The organism is Calditrichota bacterium (genome assembly GCA_013151735.1).
Taxonomy (GTDB): Bacteria; Zhuqueibacterota; JdFR-76; order JdFR-76; family BMS3Abin05; genus BMS3Abin05.
Map to the genome: position 1 here is coordinate 21,552 of JAADHR010000165.1, position 18,740 is coordinate 40,291.

General features: G+C 48.6%; 12 protein-coding genes. All 12 read left to right on the top strand.

Features of this window, described 5'->3' with window-relative positions:
• Positions 1 to 15: 15 nt before the first annotated feature.
• On the top strand, positions 16 to 2,079 hold the full coding sequence (locus GXO76_11670; protein NOY78516.1) for a hypothetical protein: 2,064 nt from the start codon (positions 16 to 18) through the stop codon (positions 2,077 to 2,079).
• Positions 2,080 to 2,089: 10 nt separating this feature from the next.
• Complete coding sequence (locus tag GXO76_11675) at positions 2,090 to 3,133, top strand: PorV/PorQ family protein (GenBank protein ID NOY78517.1); 1,044 nt, start codon at positions 2,090 to 2,092, stop codon at positions 3,131 to 3,133.
• Between the two features lie 68 nt (positions 3,134 to 3,201).
• The gene (locus GXO76_11680; GenBank protein NOY78518.1) at positions 3,202 to 4,323 is read left to right on the top strand and encodes a T9SS type A sorting domain-containing protein; all 1,122 of its coding nucleotides are present in this window, start codon (positions 3,202 to 3,204) and stop codon (positions 4,321 to 4,323) included.
• 152 nt (positions 4,324 to 4,475) lie between these two features.
• Entirely contained in the window at positions 4,476 to 6,254 is a 1,779-nt protein-coding gene (locus GXO76_11685) for a hypothetical protein (GenBank protein NOY78519.1), read from the top strand.
• Between the two features lie 302 nt (positions 6,255 to 6,556).
• On the top strand, positions 6,557 to 7,594 hold the full coding sequence (locus GXO76_11690) for a CPBP family intramembrane metalloprotease (GenBank protein ID NOY78520.1): 1,038 nt from the start codon (positions 6,557 to 6,559) through the stop codon (positions 7,592 to 7,594).
• A gap of 498 nt (positions 7,595 to 8,092) precedes the next feature.
• Positions 8,093 to 9,001 carry a dihydrodipicolinate synthase family protein gene (locus GXO76_11695; GenBank protein NOY78521.1) on the top strand — a complete coding sequence of 303 codons (909 nt, stop codon included), beginning with the start codon at positions 8,093 to 8,095 and terminating at the stop codon, positions 8,999 to 9,001.
• Positions 9,002 to 9,138: 137 nt separating this feature from the next.
• Positions 9,139 to 10,467, top strand: a complete 1,329-nt coding sequence (gene xylA, locus GXO76_11700; protein NOY78522.1) for a xylose isomerase — start codon at positions 9,139 to 9,141, stop codon at positions 10,465 to 10,467.
• 372 nt (positions 10,468 to 10,839) lie between these two features.
• A complete protein-coding gene (locus GXO76_11705) occupies positions 10,840 to 12,420 on the top strand; it encodes a hypothetical protein (protein NOY78523.1) in 1,581 nt (526 codons plus the stop codon).
• A gap of 270 nt (positions 12,421 to 12,690) precedes the next feature.
• Entirely contained in the window at positions 12,691 to 13,095 is a 405-nt protein-coding gene (locus tag GXO76_11710) for a VOC family protein (GenBank protein ID NOY78524.1), read from the top strand.
• 166 nt (positions 13,096 to 13,261) lie between these two features.
• On the top strand, positions 13,262 to 15,271 hold the full coding sequence (locus tag GXO76_11715; protein ID NOY78525.1) for a 9-O-acetylesterase: 2,010 nt from the start codon (positions 13,262 to 13,264) through the stop codon (positions 15,269 to 15,271).
• A 150-nt stretch (positions 15,272 to 15,421) separates the two neighbouring features.
• Complete coding sequence (locus GXO76_11720) at positions 15,422 to 16,429, top strand: hypothetical protein (GenBank protein ID NOY78526.1); 1,008 nt, start codon at positions 15,422 to 15,424, stop codon at positions 16,427 to 16,429.
• Positions 16,430 to 16,431: 2 nt separating this feature from the next.
• Positions 16,432 to 18,534 carry a T9SS type A sorting domain-containing protein gene (locus GXO76_11725; GenBank protein ID NOY78527.1) on the top strand — a complete coding sequence of 701 codons (2,103 nt, stop codon included), beginning with the start codon at positions 16,432 to 16,434 and terminating at the stop codon, positions 18,532 to 18,534.
• The last annotated feature ends 206 nt before the right edge of the window (positions 18,535 to 18,740 follow it).

Consider the following 18,740-nt stretch of genomic DNA (forward strand, 5'->3'; position numbering starts at 1 on the left):
AGGTGTCTTGTGAAAATGTTGACGTGTAGAAAAATTGCCCTTACAATTTTTCTGCTGCTTGGATCGGTAGGAATAATCCAGGCACAATCGAAATTACAAAGCCATGAAATTGGCCGGCTCTGGGATACCCGGTTTGCCACGGGAACGATCCCCGAATATGCTCCCGTGGCCGATCAAATGACCTATCCCGGAGGCGATTATTTCTTCCAGACGCGAAAAAATCTGCGCTTTCGCGGACACTGGATTGGTGTTAAAAACTGGACGGACAAATACAATAAATTTCACACCTATTACGTGTCGGAGGGCGGTCCCCTGAATTATGAAGCTCCCGATTACACGTTCGCCATTTATAATCGAAAATACGTGCGGCAGCGCCTGCCCAATGTGATCGTGAACGGCCAGTTGGAAACCCGGCTTCTGGATTCCCGCCGCGGAAGTTCCTACAAACCGACCCTTGAAGCAGACGAAATGATCGTTACAAAATGGGCAACCGATGTGGGAATCACGGTCACACGCAGAAGTTACGCGTACGGAAATCCCAAATACGACAGCTTCATCATTATGGATTACGAATTCAAAAATACAGGCAATGCCGACAACAATTACCGTACGGTGGAATTGCCCAATCAAGATCTGCACGATGTGTATTTTGGGTTTCAATATGATTTTATCCCCAGCGGCGACTGGGGCCATGAAAAAAACGGCGGGGAACATGACGACTGGGTACATTATTACGGGGCTCAACCCGGCGACACCCTTCGCGGGTTGTGGTACTGCTACGATGGGGATTCCCAGCGTCACGAAGGCGATGACATCGGCGATCCGTCGGATGTAAGCGGCGAATTTTTATCGCCTCAGTATGTGGGTTTTGGTGTTCTCCACGCCGATGCCAGTGTAGACAATCCCGCAGATGATCCCAATCAACCGGCCACGATCGATTGGCTGCCCAGCGGACAGTGGCTGTCCCATAAAGAAAAGGGATCCACGGATCAGGAAATGTACCTCTACTTAAGCTCTCAAAAAAAGCGAACGGGAACGGATGATCTTCCGGATATCACCAATCCCTGGGATCCCCGGGTTCAGGATCCCATGGTGACATTGTCATTTGGGCCGTACGAAATTCCCTTCGGAAAAAGTGTGCATATTGTGGTTTACAACGCCGTCGGGATGATTTCCAGATTAAAAGCCATCGATTACGGGAAGAAATGGAAAAACGGTGAACTTACCTGGAACGGCTTAACCGGAGATGCGGCCAAAGATGCCATCATCGCCACCGGAAAAGATACCCTGTTTATGTTTGCTTCCAAAGCCCAGCATACCTGGGAAAATGGCTTGGCCTCGGTCCCGGACGGGCCGGAATCCCCGAATTTAATGATCGATTCCGGACCCGGCAAAAATACCCTGACCTGGTACTACGGCAACACGCCTGCCGATTCGGCCAAACCCGCCCCCGATCCGGATACGGGGGAACAGGATCTGGCCGGTTTTCGCGTGTATCGAACGGAAGGCCAGTATACGGCCGTATACTCCAAAATCTGGGAATGCGGGGAAGGGACAGGAGTTCCGCTGCAGTGGAACTATGTGGATCGAAATGTACAACGCGGCCGAAATTACTACTATTTTGTGGTGGCCTTTGACCATGACGGATGGGAATCCAGTCATTTTTACAACAGGAATTACCAGTACGCAGGTGTACCTTCTCTGGCAGCACGCACCGACATGGACTCTATTTACGTCGTTCCCAACCCCTACCATGTTCAGGGTCTTGCATTTGGCGGAACGCTTGAGGAAGATTACACGGAGATTCCGAGAAAGGAAGATCAGATTTCCTTTGTGGGACTCCCCGCTAAAGCCATCATTCGGATCTTTACCGTAAAGGGCGACCTTGTGGCCACGATTCATCATCCGAATCCGGATGACCCGCGCTCGATCCCCGAATCGGCGGACGAGGCGTGGTTCCAGATCAGCGACAGCTGGCAAACGATTAAAAGCGGGGTCTATTTTTACCAGGTGGAAGGCTGGGATATCAATAATAAGCCACTTGGTACGGCGACTGGAAAATTTGTGATTATTCGGTGAGGGAGGAAAAATGAAGCGGAATTATTGGATGATATTTCTCATTGCAAGCCTGATGGTCCTTGCAGTGATTCCTGAGGCTCATGCCTTCAAGAAAAAAGTGGGGCAGAGCGGAATGGATTATCTGGGAATCGGCACCAGTGCCCGGCTGGCGGCGATGGGCGATGCCTCGGTTGCCAGTGTGACCGGTATTCAAGGGGTGTTTTACAATCCTGCTGTTCTGGTAGATATCAATAGGGCGGCGGTCGCCGTTAACCAGGTTAGCTGGATTGTGGATACGCATTTGTACACCGTGGCTGCGGCTGTTTCATTCAGCGATTACGGAACAATTGCTTTCGATTGGATCAATATGGATTACGGTAACATCCCCGGAACAAGGCGCGTGGATAAATCCGTCAATCCGAATGGATATGTGCTCACCGGCGACGTGGGGGTCCAGGATTATTCCTTTGGAATCAGTTATGCCAAACGGGTAAACGATCGCTTTTCTTTTGGTTTGAAATTTAAGTATCTCTATGAGGATCTTGGAGAGGCTGCGATTGTAGTTGACGAGAGAACCGATCCTTCTACGGGCGAAGTTACCAAAATCCGGGAGAGCCGAAACTGGGATCTCCGGCACTGGGGAATGGATTTCGGTACGATTTACGATACCGGTTTCAAGGGATTAAAATTCGCCATGTCCATGAGAAATTTCTCAACGGATATGAAATACTGGTATGAAGCCTTTCAACTGCCGATGGAGCTGCGAATGGGCCTGTCGATGAATATGCTCGAATGGTTTATGCCCGATAACCGAACCATGCAGCTCAATATGGCCATTGATGCCATGCATCCCAATGACTACACCGAGCGTGTTCATGTGGGCGCAGAATGGCTTTACATGAAGAAATTTGCTCTTCGGGCCGGCTACCAATTCAATCACGATGTGGAATCGTTCTCGTGGGGGCTCGGTTTGAGATTTTCGTATTTCGGGGTTGCATCGGTTTTGAATTTCGGCTACACCATTACGAACTATTTCAAGGACGTCAGTCGATTTTCCCTGCGCTTTGAATTTTAACATGATGAAATAGCTAAGGGTTAGTTATTTTCAGACCTAAGAAGAAAAACCAAAAAGGAGGAACAACCATGAAGAAAGTGTCAATTGTTTTGGGTGTGGTGATGATACTGGTGTTTGCGGGCAGCCTGATGGCCCAGGGGTTACCCGTGCTCTGGGAGGATCATTTCGATGATTATGCCACCGATCCCGCTGCCTTGCAAAATGTGGGGTGGTTGTACTACGGGCCCTCAGACAATGTTACGGGGCAAATTGTGAAAGAAACAACAGATGGAGAGCTCTACATTAAATCCGGAAGCTATGCCGGAATGGCCGGTGTGGGGTTGGTTCAAACCAATGGTGTTCCTGAAATAGATACGACTGATGACGCCAAAACGCACAAACTCCTGGTTGCAAATGATTACAGCAATCCAAATCAGATTATTTCGTTCAAGGTGGCTTTTCTGAATATTACCAGCTCCTTTTTTCTGGTAGGCACCCGCATGGTTCAAACGGATTCGTCGGAAACCATCCCCGATGCCGACCCCACTCAATCCCCCGCGTATGCCCTGTTTGTCAGTCCCCTGCAAGGTATTTACCGGGTGGGAAAATACGAGGGGGAATTGCAGGCCCTCCAGCCGGATCATTGGACCTACTTTGGTGAGGGAACCTACTCCTTTTCGCTGAATGTGTATTATTATTTCAAATTCTATCTGAATGGCGGCGATCTGAAAGTAAAGGTCTGGGAAGGATATCCGGAAGACGAACCGTCTGATTGGGCGATTGAGGTTACCGATCCCGATCCGAGAGTCACCGGCAAATACACCATGTTTGGCCTGTTGGGAACGCCTCCCGGCGGCGACGAAATTGTTCTGGACGACATTGTGGTCACGGCTGCAACGGCAACTGCCGTCAATGAAAAATCCCAAACCCCCACAACGTTTGCACTGAATCAGAACTATCCCAATCCCTTTAATCCGGTAACCTCCATTTCGTTTTCGGTGAATACCAATCAACCGACCACGCTAAAAATCTACAACGAGGCCGGACAATTGGTGAAAACCCTGGTTAATGGAAAGGTGGCCATGGGCAGTCACGTGGTCAAATGGAATGGAACCAATAATCTGGGTGAAAAGGTTCACAGCGGCGTTTATTTTTATGAATTGGTAAATGGGGCTCACAAAAGTGTGAAAAAATTGGTACTAATGAAATAAGAAATCATATAAGGCCTCCCCTAAAAAGGGAGGCCTTTTGATTCTGTCAAATGACCCAAAGCAGGTTTGTTAACGTCCGTGCGACGATTTTAGACCCTTATCACGGATTCGATGGTGTGAATCGTTAAACCAAATGAGGACCCGGAGTTCTTATGAAACATCTTTTTCATTCTTTTATCGGCCTTCTTCTGATTTTTATCTTTTCTGTGCAAACGAGTGCAAAGCCAAAGTATGCCATGGCAGTCTATCACTTTAATCTCCAATATGTAGCCGGTGATCAGAGGATTGAACGCCGGATTGTTCGGGAATCCATTAAGCCGCTTCTAAATTTCTACGACCGGCACCCCAACTACAAAGGCGATTTTGAAATTCAGGCCTGGGCGCTGGAGGTGATTCAGGAGGAATTCCCTGAGGTCCTGGAACATCTCAGGCGTCTTATTAAGAAGGGACAACTGGAATTGGTGGTAGCCCATTATTCCGATCAATTCTTTATTGGTTACCCGGCCATCGATATGCAGCGTTCCGTGGAAATGAGTGACGCGGTCCTGAAAAGATTGAATCTGAAGCGGTCGCGCGTGTTCATCGCCCAGGAAATCCAATATTCCCCCGCTATTGCCTCTGCTTTACACGGGAAATACGATGTGGTAGTAACCAGTTCCAATCCTTACGGGTACTACCGCTCCGGCGAAATGCCTCTGGAGGAATTTAATTATGCCGGAAAAAAGATGCTGATTCTGTTGGGAGGCGGAAAAAAGAATCTGAAATGCTGCAAATGGGATTGGGCCTTTTTTGATGACGGGGAGGTGTTCAGTACCCGCGACTATGCCAGCGATTTTTACCGCGTTCCTTCATGGGAGAAAAAACACATCGACAAATTTAAGCGGATGGAGAAAGAAGGCTACACATTTGTAACCGTGAGTGAATTCGTAAAGATTTTGAAAGAGAAAAACTATAAAATTCCGAAAATGGCCTACATCCCGGAGGGAACCTGGAATATGGGGGCCGGCGGGCCTTACAATTGGTTGGGCAAACAGGGCAGCGGCAATGAAAAAGACGGATTAACGCGGGCGCGTAATTTTATTGCCCGCGGTTGGGTATTGGTAGCGGAAACACTCAGCAAATGGGCCGAAAAGTTGGGCGCCAACAATGCCCTCATTCGTTCGGTGCTTCGATTGTCCTGGAAACACCTGCTCCTGGGAGAGGTTTCCGATTCCTCGGGTTGGTCACCGCTGCCCATCGAGGTACGCTACACGGATGAGCAATGTGCCATTGCTGAGCAGGGCGCCGGTGTGCTGATCAAGGAAGTACTCCATGCCGCCAAAATGAATGATCAAACGGTTTGGGTTGATCTGAAAACGGGAACCGTGGCACCGGAGAAAGCCGTTCCTCCGGCCGTGCCCGTTTCGGTCGATTATTCTCCGGTTCCCGTAGAGGTACGTGCCGAAAGCTACACAATTGCCGTCCAAAAATTCGGCGATAATCTCTACAAGCTGGAAATCAATGCCCGACGTCCTGTGGACGGAATGGTGAAAATCGCTTTTCCTCTGACCGGAAAACTCCACTATTATTCGGCTCCCATGGGGGAAGACTCACTGGTGGCGGTTCCGCCGGATTTAAATCACAACCCCATTCTCTCCCTTTCCAACGGCCTGTTTACCCTCGGCAATGGATGGAATCTTATCAAGGATAATTATGTGGAGCATTTGGCCGGTATGTGGGATTACAAAACCCATCGCCTGGTTTTTCGGGAAGGGGTTCGAAAGGATTTGCCCGGAACGAAAATGGCGTTTTATCTTTACAAAGCCCCTCCCCAAAAGGCGCTGCAGATGGCCAACGGCCTGAATGTGTGGCCGATTTACCGGGTGAAAATTGAGAATGGAACGGTGCTTCTCAACCGGGTTATGCCCGAAGAGCGGTTGAATCAAGACTAATCATGAGCGCCAAAATAAATTGTTCGAAAAATCGGGTTTCGTTTTTAACTTAAAAAATTCATTCGCCACCAGGCGCACAATGGCGTAATAAACAAAAAGATAAATAAGTATTCATTTGAAAAGGAAAACGATTCAAAATAAACGGAGTTTTAAAATCCCCAATTATTTTAATGATAATAATCTTCGTGATTTAGGATCTTCGTGGCAAAAATTTATGAATGATGCAGGTTAACACATTCTTTAACTGAAAAGCTAACCTTGCAGCCGCATCCAATGAATGAATAAAGCAGGGAAGAACACAGATGAACCATCAACACGGAAAAGAGGTCCGGGTATTTTGGGCATTGCTGAGTATATCGCTTTTGGTGTCTATTGTTTTTGCTGCGAGCAGACAGGTCTGTTCAGGCGGCTGGCTTGCCTCCCTCGGCATCTATATTCTGCTTTTGGCTGCGCTTTTCGGGCACTCGGTTACCCGGTGGGTGGAGACCTGGCAGGCCCGTTTTCAGGGGAAGGCCGCCCGGGGGGCACTTCCCGTTTTGGGACTTTATGTGATTTATGCGATTTATGCCGCTCTGGCCGGACAATTAACAGGCGCCGCGGCCCTGAAAGGATTTCTCTATCTGGCGCTACCCTACGGCGTTCTGCTTCTGGATCGTTCGGATGGGCAGCGGTTGAATCTTTGGAACGCCCTGGTCATTCTGTTGATCTGGCTTCCAATTGAGTTCAGTTTGATTCCACAGATATCTGTGCCCATTGTTGCCGGAGTGGATTATTTTAAACTGGCTGCCATTGTGGAGGGCCTTTACCTTTTTATTGTATTTAAACCGGTGGAAGGATTTGGGTTTAATTTTCTCTGGACAAAAGAAGATTTGAAAAAGGTAGCCACGTATTTTGCCCTATTTCTTGTGTTTTTTGCCATTCCCATTGGAATGCCCTTTCATTTTATTCGCCAGACGCCTCATTTGAAACCCTGGTACGAGTGGATTGTTCAATACATGGCCATTTTCCTGTTTACGGGCATTCCGGAAGAAATCCTTTTTCGGGGAATGATTCACAACTTTTTGCAAAAAACGATTCGCGGCAAAAACGGACTCTGGATTGCCCTGGCCATTTCCTCGATTATTTTTGGTCTGGCGCACGGAAACAATCACAATGCCCCGTTTGTTGATATCCATTTGGGATTTCTGGGCGTGTGGCATTTGCCTTGGGTGTATGTGATCCTGGCGTCAATAGCCGGCTGGTATTACGGCCTGACCTACATTCGAACGGGAAAAGTAACGGCCGGCGCCTTGGTTCATGCCTTTGTGGACACCTGGTGGTCCATATTTTTTGGGGGATAACCTCTTTGGTTTTATTGGGTTTTTGTGGGAAAATGTGACATCCTTGAAGATGATCAAACAATCATTCGGAATGTTCTGTCATTACGAATCGGCACGGGGCGGATGAAATCGGATATGCACCGGCTTATGCTCAATCTCGAAGCCCATCCCGGCGGAGGCTGCCTCGCAACGAGAGGAAAACATTCTAATCTTATCTGCAACATGTTTTTTGAATATATCACGACAACAATGCCTGCAAAAATTTCATTGGAGCCATATTTTCTTCCGGGGATGAACGGTATTTTTTTTCTTGAAATTATGCAAATGTTTGCTTAATTTATAGAGCAGCTTTTTTATCCAAATTTTTGGTGTGTAAAATGCGTTCGTACTAAAGCCGCAGGTAAGGAGGATGAACCCGTTTCACCGGAAGAAATGTCGCTTGCAAAAGTTCGGAAAAGTGGCCGGTGAAAGTTTTAAGCAGACTCAACTCTAACATCTTACTAATCAAGAGGATCAGACATGATTGATTCGGAACGTGTGCGAGGCGTGGTTGTACCCTTGGTTACGCCCATTACTGAAGATGAAAAGGTCGATGAAGATGCGTTGCTCAAACTTATGAATCACGTGCAGGAAGCCGGAGTTCATGGTATTTTTGTAAACAGCACCACAGGCGAGGGGATCGCTCTGGAGAATTCCGAGCGCAACCGGGCTCTGGACATTGTGGCAAAAATCAGAAAGAAGGAATTATTGATCTTTTCAGGCATTAGTGATACGTCAACGCGGCGGACCCTGCAAAATCTGGCGCAGGTCGAAGAAAAGGGCGCGGATGTTGCCGTGCTGCATCCCCCGTTTTATTACCCGGCCAATAATCAGGAGGAACTGTATCGCTATTACAAAACGGTGGCAAAAAGTGCCCAAATTCCCTTGATGATTTACAATATTCCCTCCATGACCAAGTCAAATGTGCATATTGAAACAGTTTCCAGACTCATGGAAATCGACAATATTATTGGAATTAAAGACAGCTCTGTGGATTATTTGTTTCTGTTGAAACTGGTTCGGTTAAAGGAAAAGCGGCCCGACTTTAAAATATTTATCGGGAAGTCCCATTTCTGGACAGCCGGCATTTTATCCGGGGCCGACGGAGCCCTGGACGGAATTTCCAATCTCATCCCGGGTCTGTGTGTAAAACTCTACGATACCATTCAATTTGGGAATCCGAAAGAAGCCTTTGCACTTCAGCGAAAAATTGACGACATCTGGGAAATCTACAATTGTGGTTCATTCCTGAGCGGAATCAAAACGGCACTAAAATATATGGGAATCGGGAACGGCCGGGTGACTGAGCCCATTCAGGAAATCTCTGATGAGGAAAAGAAAAAGATCTACACCATCTTGATAGAGAATGGCGTAATAACGGCTCATTGACAGCGAGCCAAACCAATTCCGAACCGCATATTTGATTCGTAACCTCGAAAAAGGGCTTGTATTTTCTCCAAATTTTTTCGACATTATTTTAACTGCATTCCATTTTTCTGAGTCATAAGGAGAACCATCCCATGTCCATTTCTGTAACCATTGGTCAAAAAGAATATTTTAAGGGGATTGGGAAAATCCCTTTCGAGGGGCCGGATTCGCAGAATCCTCTGGCATTCAAATACTACGATGAAAATCGTGTGATTGCCGGGAAGCCGATGAAGGAGCATTTCCGGTTTGCCGTGGCATATTGGCATTCCTTCTGCAACACGGGCGCCGATCCCTTCGGCGCCGGAACCAAAGAGTACCCCTGGTTGGAAAATTCCGATCCGATGCAGGCGGCTCGGGAGAAACTGGATGCCGCCTTTGAATTTATTTCCAAATTGGGGATTCCCTTCTATTGTTTTCACGATCGGGACCTGGCTCCCGAAGCGGAGAATGTTTCCGGTTCTGAAAAAAATTTGAAGGAAATGGTAAAACGAGCCAAAGAAAAGCAGGACGCCTCCGGGATCCGGTTGCTCTGGGGAACGGCCAACCTGTTTTCGCATCCCCGCTACATGAACGGGGCTGCAACGAATCCCGATTTTCGGGTGGTGACCCACGCGGCGGCTCAGGTGAAAGCCGCCCTTGAAGCGACCGTTGAGCTGGGAGGCGCCAATTACGTGTTTTGGGGCGGCCGCGAAGGATATTACTCCCTTCTTAATACCGACATGAAGCGCGAGCAGGAACATCTGGCCCTGTTTTTAAGCAAAGCCCGGGATTATGCCCGGGAAATCGGTTTCACAGGGACCTTTTTGATTGAGCCCAAACCTATGGAACCCACCAAACACCAGTATGATTTTGACGTATCCACCGTGATTGCGTTTTTAACCCGCTACGGTCTGGATGGGGATTTCAAAATCAATATTGAGAACAATCACGCAACCCTGGCGGGACATACCTTTGCTCATGAAATCCAAACGGCGGCAAATGCCGGATTGCTGGGTAGCCTGGATGTCAATCAGGGCGATCCCCACAACGGCTGGGATACGGATGAATTCCTGCACAATCTTTATGATGCTGTAGAAATCATGCTCATTCTGCTGCAGCACGGGGGACTCGGAACCGGGGGTATGAATTTCGACGCCAAAACCCGGCGCAACTCCACTGACTTAAAAGACCTGTTTATCGGTCATATTCATTCCATGGATACTCTCGCACGGGGGCTGATTGCAGCCGAAAAAATTCTGAAGGAGTCATCCTTTCTGAAAGCAAAAAAAGAGCGTTACGCCAGTTTCGATTCGGGCAAGGGCCGGGCATTTGAAGAGGGAGCGCTTGGTTTGAAACAATTGGCCCAACTGGCCGAAGAATTTGGCGAGCCGGAGCTCATCAGCGGGAAACAGGAATGGTACGAGAGCCTGATCAACCAATTTATTTAGCAGGCAAAAGAAATCAGCTGCGAATGCGCGAATGATTTGTTGCAGGGGCGATTTATGAATCGCCCCTACAAATCGGCCATTTTAAAAACAGCGAAACTGTTTAATATTTGTAGCAATCCAGAAAAAGACCCTCCCCTAACCCCTCCCTGAAATCAGAGAGGGGAACGAAAGGCGTGGGTAATTAATTTCTACAAAGGTTCAATGCCTTCGGCGTTTTTTAGGGGCTATTCTGTTTGGGTTATTGAGAATTGGTATTTGGGATTTATTTGATTATTGGGATTTGTCATTTGGAATTTCCCCTTTGCGGCTTTGCGTTTTTGCGGTATTTTTTAAAGCCCCGAATACGCGAATGATAAAATAAGAGGATTTTACATGTCCGTTTTATTTGCCGGTTTGGATGTGTCGACCCAAAGCTGCAAATTGGTTGTCATCGATTGGGACTTGCAGCGGGTCGTTTACACGGATTCCGTTCAGTATGATGTTGATTTGCCGCAGTACGGCACAAAAATGGGTGTCATCCCCGGTCTGGGCGAAGGCGTGTCCGAATCGGATCCCCAAATGTGGCTGGATGCCGTCCAAATGGCGTTTACGCGATTGCGGAATGCGGGTTTGCCCGTAGAAGCGATCCGGTCGATTTCTGTCTCGGGGCAGCAGCACGGATTGGTTTCTCTGGATGCACAGGGGAATTTAACCCGCTCCCGAAGCAAACTCTGGAATGATTTTTCCACACAAGAGGAATGTGATATTTTAACCCGGCGGGTGGGCGGCAAAGAGGCCATGATTCGGGAAATTGGAAACACCCAGCGGACCGGGTACACGGCGGCGAAAATCTTCCACATGTTCCGCCACGAACGCGAGGCCTACGATCGAACCGCCACCTTTTTTCTGGTGCACAACTTCATCAATTGGTACCTGACCGGCGGAGGTCACAATGGTGTGCGGGTGATGGAACCCGGTGATACCTCCGGAACGGCTCTCTGGAACCCGGTTACAGGGCAGTGGTCCCAAAAAGTGATTGAGGCCATCGATCCCGGCCTGCAGGATAAATTACCGCCCGTTTTACCATCAGACAAGAGCATCGGGAATATTTCGCAGGATTTGGTTCACACATTCGGATTTTCTGCCGATTGCCGGATCGATGCCGGCAGCGGCGACAATATGTACGGGGCGGTCGGCACGGGGAATGTGCGCCCGGGCATTGTTACCGTGAGTCTTGGAACCAGCGGAACAGCCTACACCGTTTTGACCGAACCGTATGTGGACCCGGAGGGGGAAATCGCCGCCTTTTGCGACAGCACGGGTCAGCATTTGCCGCTTTTATGTGTGTCGAATATGGCCAACGGCTACGTCGATTTTTTAAAGGAATTCAATCTGTCCCACGACGAATTTACGAGACTCATTCGCAAAACGGCTTCGGGGAACGGGGGACGGCTGCTTATCCCCTGGTTTGAGGGCGAACGAACACCCGACGTTCCAAAAGCTGCTCCCGTTCATCTGGGGTTTCGGACGGGAGATTTTACAAAAGAGATTCTGGCCCGGGCCATTCTGGAAGGGCATATTTTAAATCTTTATTACGGATTTCAACGCATGCCGGTCAAACCGAAGGAAATCCGCTTGACGGGCGGACTCTCGAAATCAGAGGCGTGGCAGCAGGGCATCGCCGATGTTTTTGAGGCGGAAACCGTACCGGTGGAGGGAGAAGGCGCCGCTCTTGGCGCGGCCCTTCACGCCGCCTGGGTGTGGCAGAAGGAAAACGGCCGGGCTATCCCTCTCGAAACGTTGGTTCAGCCGTTTGTAAAACGGAATGAAGAACAGCGAAAGAAGCCGATCGCCAAGAATGTTCAGGTGTATCAAAAACAAAAGGAGCTTTACACGGCACTTGTCAATCGAATCCTCGGCCGAGCCGCGGGAAATCCTTTTGATTTACGGGCGGGAATGCCTGTCGGGAATTGACGGAATCACCGCACCCGTAAAGGGTGCGGCTACAGATTGCAGAGGTAACCGCAGGCTTTATGCCTGCGTTCTTGCGAAATCGGAGAAACTGCTTCATCAACCTTTGGTGGATTTGCAATGACACCGTTACTTGAAGAAGTCTGGGTATGTGTACGAAGATTCACGGGGGCGCACCCGTAAAGGGTGCGGCTACAGATTACAGGAGTAACCGCAGGCTTTATGCCTGCGTTCTTCTCACTATACGTTTATGCTACGGAGGTCTCACACCCCATGAATTTGAAAGCGGATCATTTTGCATTTGAGGTTTCCGATCTGGATGCCTCAATTGACTTTTATTCCCGAATTCTCGGATTAAAGGTATTGTCGAAAATGGTGGATTCAGACCATCACGAGGCCTTTGCGTTCCTGGAATTGGAAGGCGCAAATCTGGAACTCCTGCAGCGTCTGGATGAAAACAATTTGCCGCTGCCTTTTCAAAGGCCACCCATTCAACCCCCGTTTTGTCCGCATCTGGCCATTCGATCAGAGAATCTGGAGGGCCTGCTCGCGGAATTGCAGAAAAAGGGTGTGCCCGTGGTAAAAGATCTTCAGGAAATTCCGGGTCAGGTGAAGTGGTTTTATGTGTCGGATCCGGATCACAATGTAATTGAATATGTTCAGTGGCTGAAGAAATAAACCTTTTTCACAGCAGCGCTAAATACGGTACCTCAACTTGAGGATTTGACAGTATTTCGACAGGATTCACAAATTTACATTTTCATTTCCACCCCTGAAATCCAGGCTCGGGTTTTGAAGCAAATAACTCAGTCAAGTCCCATTTTCCAAAAAAAAGGAGAATTCCATGACACCCCGTAAACTGACCATCATCGTGCTTTTTTTAATCGTAACGATTTTGTCCGGTTGCAGCGGTTTCAATCATCCGGCCAAACAGGTGACGGTATCAGCCCTTTTTGGCTCGAATATGGTATTGCAGCGAGGGATGAAACTTCCGGTGTGGGGCACTGCCGAACCCGGGGGACAGGTGCGAGTGGAGCTGGGCAGTTTCCGGAAGCAGGGTACGGCAGGCAAAGATGGTAAATGGAAGGTGGTTTTTAATCCCCTTCCGGCTGGCGGACCGTACACGCTCAAAATAATCGGCCGGGACACCACCTCATTTCGAAATGTTATGGTGGGTGAGGTGTGGCTCTGCTCGGGCCAGTCAAATATGGAAATGCCTCTCGGTGGTTGGGGGAAAATCAGGAATTACAAACAGGAAATCGCTGCGGCCGATTACCCGACCATCCGGTTGTTTCAGGTAGAAAAAACCATGAGCACCCGCCCGGATTCCGTCGTGCGCAGTGACGGTTGGAAGGTTTGCTCGCCGGAAACGGTTCCGGAGTTTTCTGCCGCTGCCTATTTTTTTGGCCGAAATCTTTCGGAAAAGCTGCACGTCCCCATCGGATTAATTGAATCTGCCTGGGGTGGAACGGTTGTAGAAGCCTGGACAAGTGCCGCCTCTCTGGATACCTTTCCGGAGTTTACGAAAATACTCCAGGAGATGAAAACCGGCCAATTTTCGAAGGATCGTATTTTTACGGTGTATCAGAAGAAACTGGCCGGCTGGAGAAAACAGGTCTTTGGAAAGATTGCCCGTTTGGGTGATTTTAAAGCTCATTGGGAATCGCCTCAACTGGATGATTCAGGCTGGAAAACCATGAGACTTCCCACCTTCTGGGAGAGGGCCGGCTTTAAAAATCTGGATGGCGTGGTCTGGTTTCGGAAAACCGTGACGCTCCCGGCCAGCTGGCAGGGTAAGGGCGCCACGCTTTCTCTTGGCCCGGTAAATGACGCGGACAACACGTATTTTAACGGGATGAAGGTTGGCGGTTTGAGCTACCACGAATGGCCCCGGCGCTACCCCATTCCCGATTCTCTTATTCACGCCGGGAAAAATGTTATCGCCGTTCAGGTGTTGGACATCGGAGGAAAAGGGGGACTGTACGGAAAACCCGAACAGCTCAAACTTATTTCGCAGACCGGAGCATCTGTTTCGCTGGCCGGGCCGTGGCGTTTTCACATCAGCCGGATTGCGTTGGATGCAAAAAAGTTGCCGCGCCAACCGAGTGTCCCCCGATTGTCAAACCAGCCGTCCGTGCTGTTTAATGCTATGATTGCTCCGTTGATCCCGTTTCCCATTCGCGGGGTAATCTGGTATCAGGGAGAATCCAATGCCGACCGCGCCTACCAGTACCGGAAGCTCTTTAAGGCATTGATTCAGGATTGGCGGAATCACTGGGGGGAAGGAGACTTTCCGTTTTTGTTTGTTCAACTGGCTAATTACATGCCGAGAAAACCGGAGCCCTCGGAAGATGCCTGGGCGGAGTTGCGAGAGGCTCAAACGATGGCGCTGTCGCTTCCGAATACGGGAATGGCCGTCACCATTGACATCGGCAATGCGAAGGATATTCACCCGAAAAACAAACAGGAGGTTGGGCGGCGGCTGGCTCTGATTGCCCGCCATCTGGTGTACGGGGATTCCGTGGACTATTCCGGTCCGATGTACCAGTCGATGACCATTGAAGGAAACCGCATCCGGCTGAAATTTTCCCACGTAGACGGAGGGTTGATTACAAAAGGCGAAAATGCTCCGGTGGGATTTGCCATTGCCGGAGCCGATCACAAATTTTATTGGGCACGGGCCAAAATTGACGGGCCCACGGTCGTTGTTTGGAATCCGAATGTTCTCCATCCGGTGGCGGTTCGTTACGCCTGGGCCTCCAATCCGAAGTGCAATTTGTACAACCGGGCAGGTCTCCCGGCCTCTCCCTTCCGTACGGATAATTGGGACGGCATCACAAAGGGAAACAAGTAGAATAGGGTTCTTCATGGCGTTGATGTGTTTTGTGAATAACAAAAGCGCCATTAGTCGGATGAGCTCTTGTGAACCCCGCCAAATAGAATTACAGGCAGAAAATACGGGGCAGGTGTTCTTAACGATTCAGTGGAAAGAGGAACTACTGAAATGAAAATCGGGCACGGAAATCTTTTTCTCCTATCCGTTTTCGCACTGGTGATATTTTTCGTGACCTCCTGCGGGGTTGTGGAGTACGAAAAGAAAAAATGCCCGGAAGACAAGTTTGTTCAGGAACTCTGGCTTATTGATCTGAATCAAAACACGGAAGTCCTTGTAGGCCATGGCACAAATCCCGTGTTTTCTGCCGACAGCCGCCATGTTGTTTTTATTGATGATTCCAATGCCGTTGTTTTATTTGATCTTAAAACTCAATCCGTCACGCCGCTGATTTCTTCTTTCAAATATGTGTACAGTTTGACAATTACCTACAAGACAAATTGGCTTGCATTGTCAGCAATGGATTTTGCTTCTGCTTCGGTTGATATTTTTATTCTTCACCCGGACGGATCCGGTTTGAGAAATCTTAGCTATTCCAACTCCCGAAATGAAAATGACCCGAGTTTCTCGTCTGACGGGAAATGGATTGTTTTTAAAGAGGAATCTGATATTTCAATGATGAATTTTCAAGGGGAAAAGAGAACTCTGATAACAGGTAATACGGGATCTATTGGTTTCCCCCGATTAACATTTAGCGGCAATAAATTGGTGTTTCTTCACTACCCGGATAAAAATGTAAAAATCTGTGATTTGAAGGATTCAACCAAAGATACAACCATTCAAATTGCAGGGGGACACGTTGATATTTCCCCAACCAAAGATGAAATTTTGTATTTTTATTACGGCGGCCTTTACGAGATGGATACCAATACATTTGCAAAGGAAAAAATTGCTGATTATGGTCGATCTTTTTCTTATTCCCCCGATGGCCAATGGGTTGTTTTTATCGATTTGAACGATCGCATCATTCTTAAGAATATCGAGACAGGCGTGCAGAAAGTCGTTAAAGAATTTTCCCGAAATGAAATGAATAACGGCATGATAAACTCATGTCGCATCTCTCCGGATAATCAAAAGATTCTTTTTCAAAAAAGTTACACGAAAAAGGTGATTCCTTAATGATGAGCCTTAAAAAACAGGCCCTTTTATTTTTTATGATTTTGCTGATTCCCGATCTTTTGGCGGCAGAATGGCGGTGGCAAAATCCAACACCGCCGCCCGAAACCTTTAACGATGTTTATTTTATTGATCATCAGACGGGCTGGATGGTAAGCAGTTTCGGCAGCATTTTTAAAACCAGCGATGGAGGTCGCCATTGGGTGAAACAGGTTTCGCACGTGAGTGAATATTTAAGCTCCGTTTATTTTATCAATTCCGACACAGGCTGGGCCGCCGGTGGAAAAAATTATTCGGCCATTTTGGTGTCAACCGAAGATGGTGGAGAAACTTGGAGGCCTCAAAAAATACCGGGGGCCTGCCGAATAAATGATGTTGTTTTTGTTTCTCCGGCCACCTGGTTTGCCGTGGACGCGTGCGGTCTCATCGCAAAAACACGCGATGGCGGGAAAACCTGGCAAATTACAGGTTCCGGTTCCGGGGGGCTAAACGATATTTGCTTTCCTTCGCCCGATGTGGGGTGGGCTGTAGGAGAAAAGCATAAAATTATTCGAACGACAGACGGCGGGAAAACGTGGAACCGGGTGGCTAAGAGGATCAATTATTACCATTTGAGGGGTGTCTTTGCAGTTGATTCAAGCACGGCCTGGGTGGTGGGAGACGGGGACAATGTGCTGTTTACTCACAACGGCGGCCAAACCTGGGAGGTGCAAAAGACCGATTCGCCTTTTTCTTTTATTTCAATCACATTTGTTAATCAGACAAGCGGCTGGCTCACCGGGTACCACGGGGTCATTGGGCATACCACAAATGGTGGAAAGTCCTGGACGATTGCCAGGCAGCCCGATGACGTCAGTTTGATTGGTCTCCATTTTTTAAACGATCAAACGGGCTGGATTTGCGGAGAAAGCGGGATACTATTACGAACAACCGATGGTGGCGAAAGTTGGGTTCATCTGAACAAAGGGAAACGAAACACGCTGTTGGACATTTTTTCCGCAGGGGATGAAGCCTGGGCTGTTGGAACGCAAGGAATTATCTTGCATACGCAGGACGCCGGCAACCAGTGGGATGTGCAAGAAAGTGGGACGCAGAAGGATTTGCGCGGGGTCGCGTTTTGGAATCATCAAACAGGCTGGGCAGTCGGCAATGCCGGAACAATTTTACACACATCGAACGGTGGCCTGTACTGGGAACGTTTAGAAGTGCCATTTAGTACCCACCTGAACGGGTTGGCTGAACTTGATGAAAAGACGCTTTTTGTTGTGGGAACAGGGGGCATGGCTTATGCCACGCAGGATGCCGGGCAAAATTGGAAAAGCCAAAAACTGGGGAATACCGATCTTTTGGCCATTCAATTTGTTGATGCTCAAAATGGCTGGATAGTGGGGGGAGATTTTAAAAATTCTGTGATTTGGCATTCGTCAAATCGCGGGGAGACATGGGAGAAACAAAAAAGTCCCCTTTCGATGGGACTTCGAGACGTGCATTTTGTGGACGTATTTCATGGTTGGGCTGTGGGAGGCGGCAGTTGGAGTCAGGAGCCAACCCTTATTCGAACGGCAGACGGCGGGCGTCACTGGGTTGTTTGTCGGACTCCGAATCGCCGTGGCTTGCGTGCGGTTTGGTTTCTGGATCAATTTCATGGCTGGACCGTTGGAGAGCAAGGCAATGTCCTGTCAACTTTTGACGGCGGTGTGACCTGGCAAAGCCAGCCCGTCAGAATGAATGGAACGCTCAATGCGGTAATGTTCAGTTCAAAAACGTCCGGGTGGGCCGTGGGAACCGGCGGAGCAATTCTGCATTGGGAGGTGCCGGATTCCTCTTCCGGTCGAGGAACCCCTGTGACCGAATTATTAAATATTTTTCCCAATCCGTTTCATTCTGAGGCGGTTGTTGATTTCATACTGGAAAAACCGGAATTTGTAAAAATTTATCTTTTCAATCTTCTGGGAAAAAGGGTTGCAACTATTGCAGAGACGCCCATGGATAAGGGTGAGCATCTGGTCGTTTTTCGGCCCCGCTTTTTGGCGGCGGGTGTTTATTTTGTCCGATTGACTACACCTACTTTTCAGAAGGTAAATAAGATTTTGTATGTTCCTAAGTAGTTTCCTGTTGAAATGGGCGAGGTATTTTAGAATGTAAGGTACAACCCCACCCTAACCCTCCCCTTGGCAAGGGGAGGGGATGAGTTGGGAGAAAATGGGAGTGTGGTGTTTTGTTTTTCAGAGGTGGAGCAATTGGAAAAATTCGGCAAGAGGAGCAAATTCCGTCCCCTCCTTGGCAAGGAGGGGGCTACAGGGGAGGTTGGTTG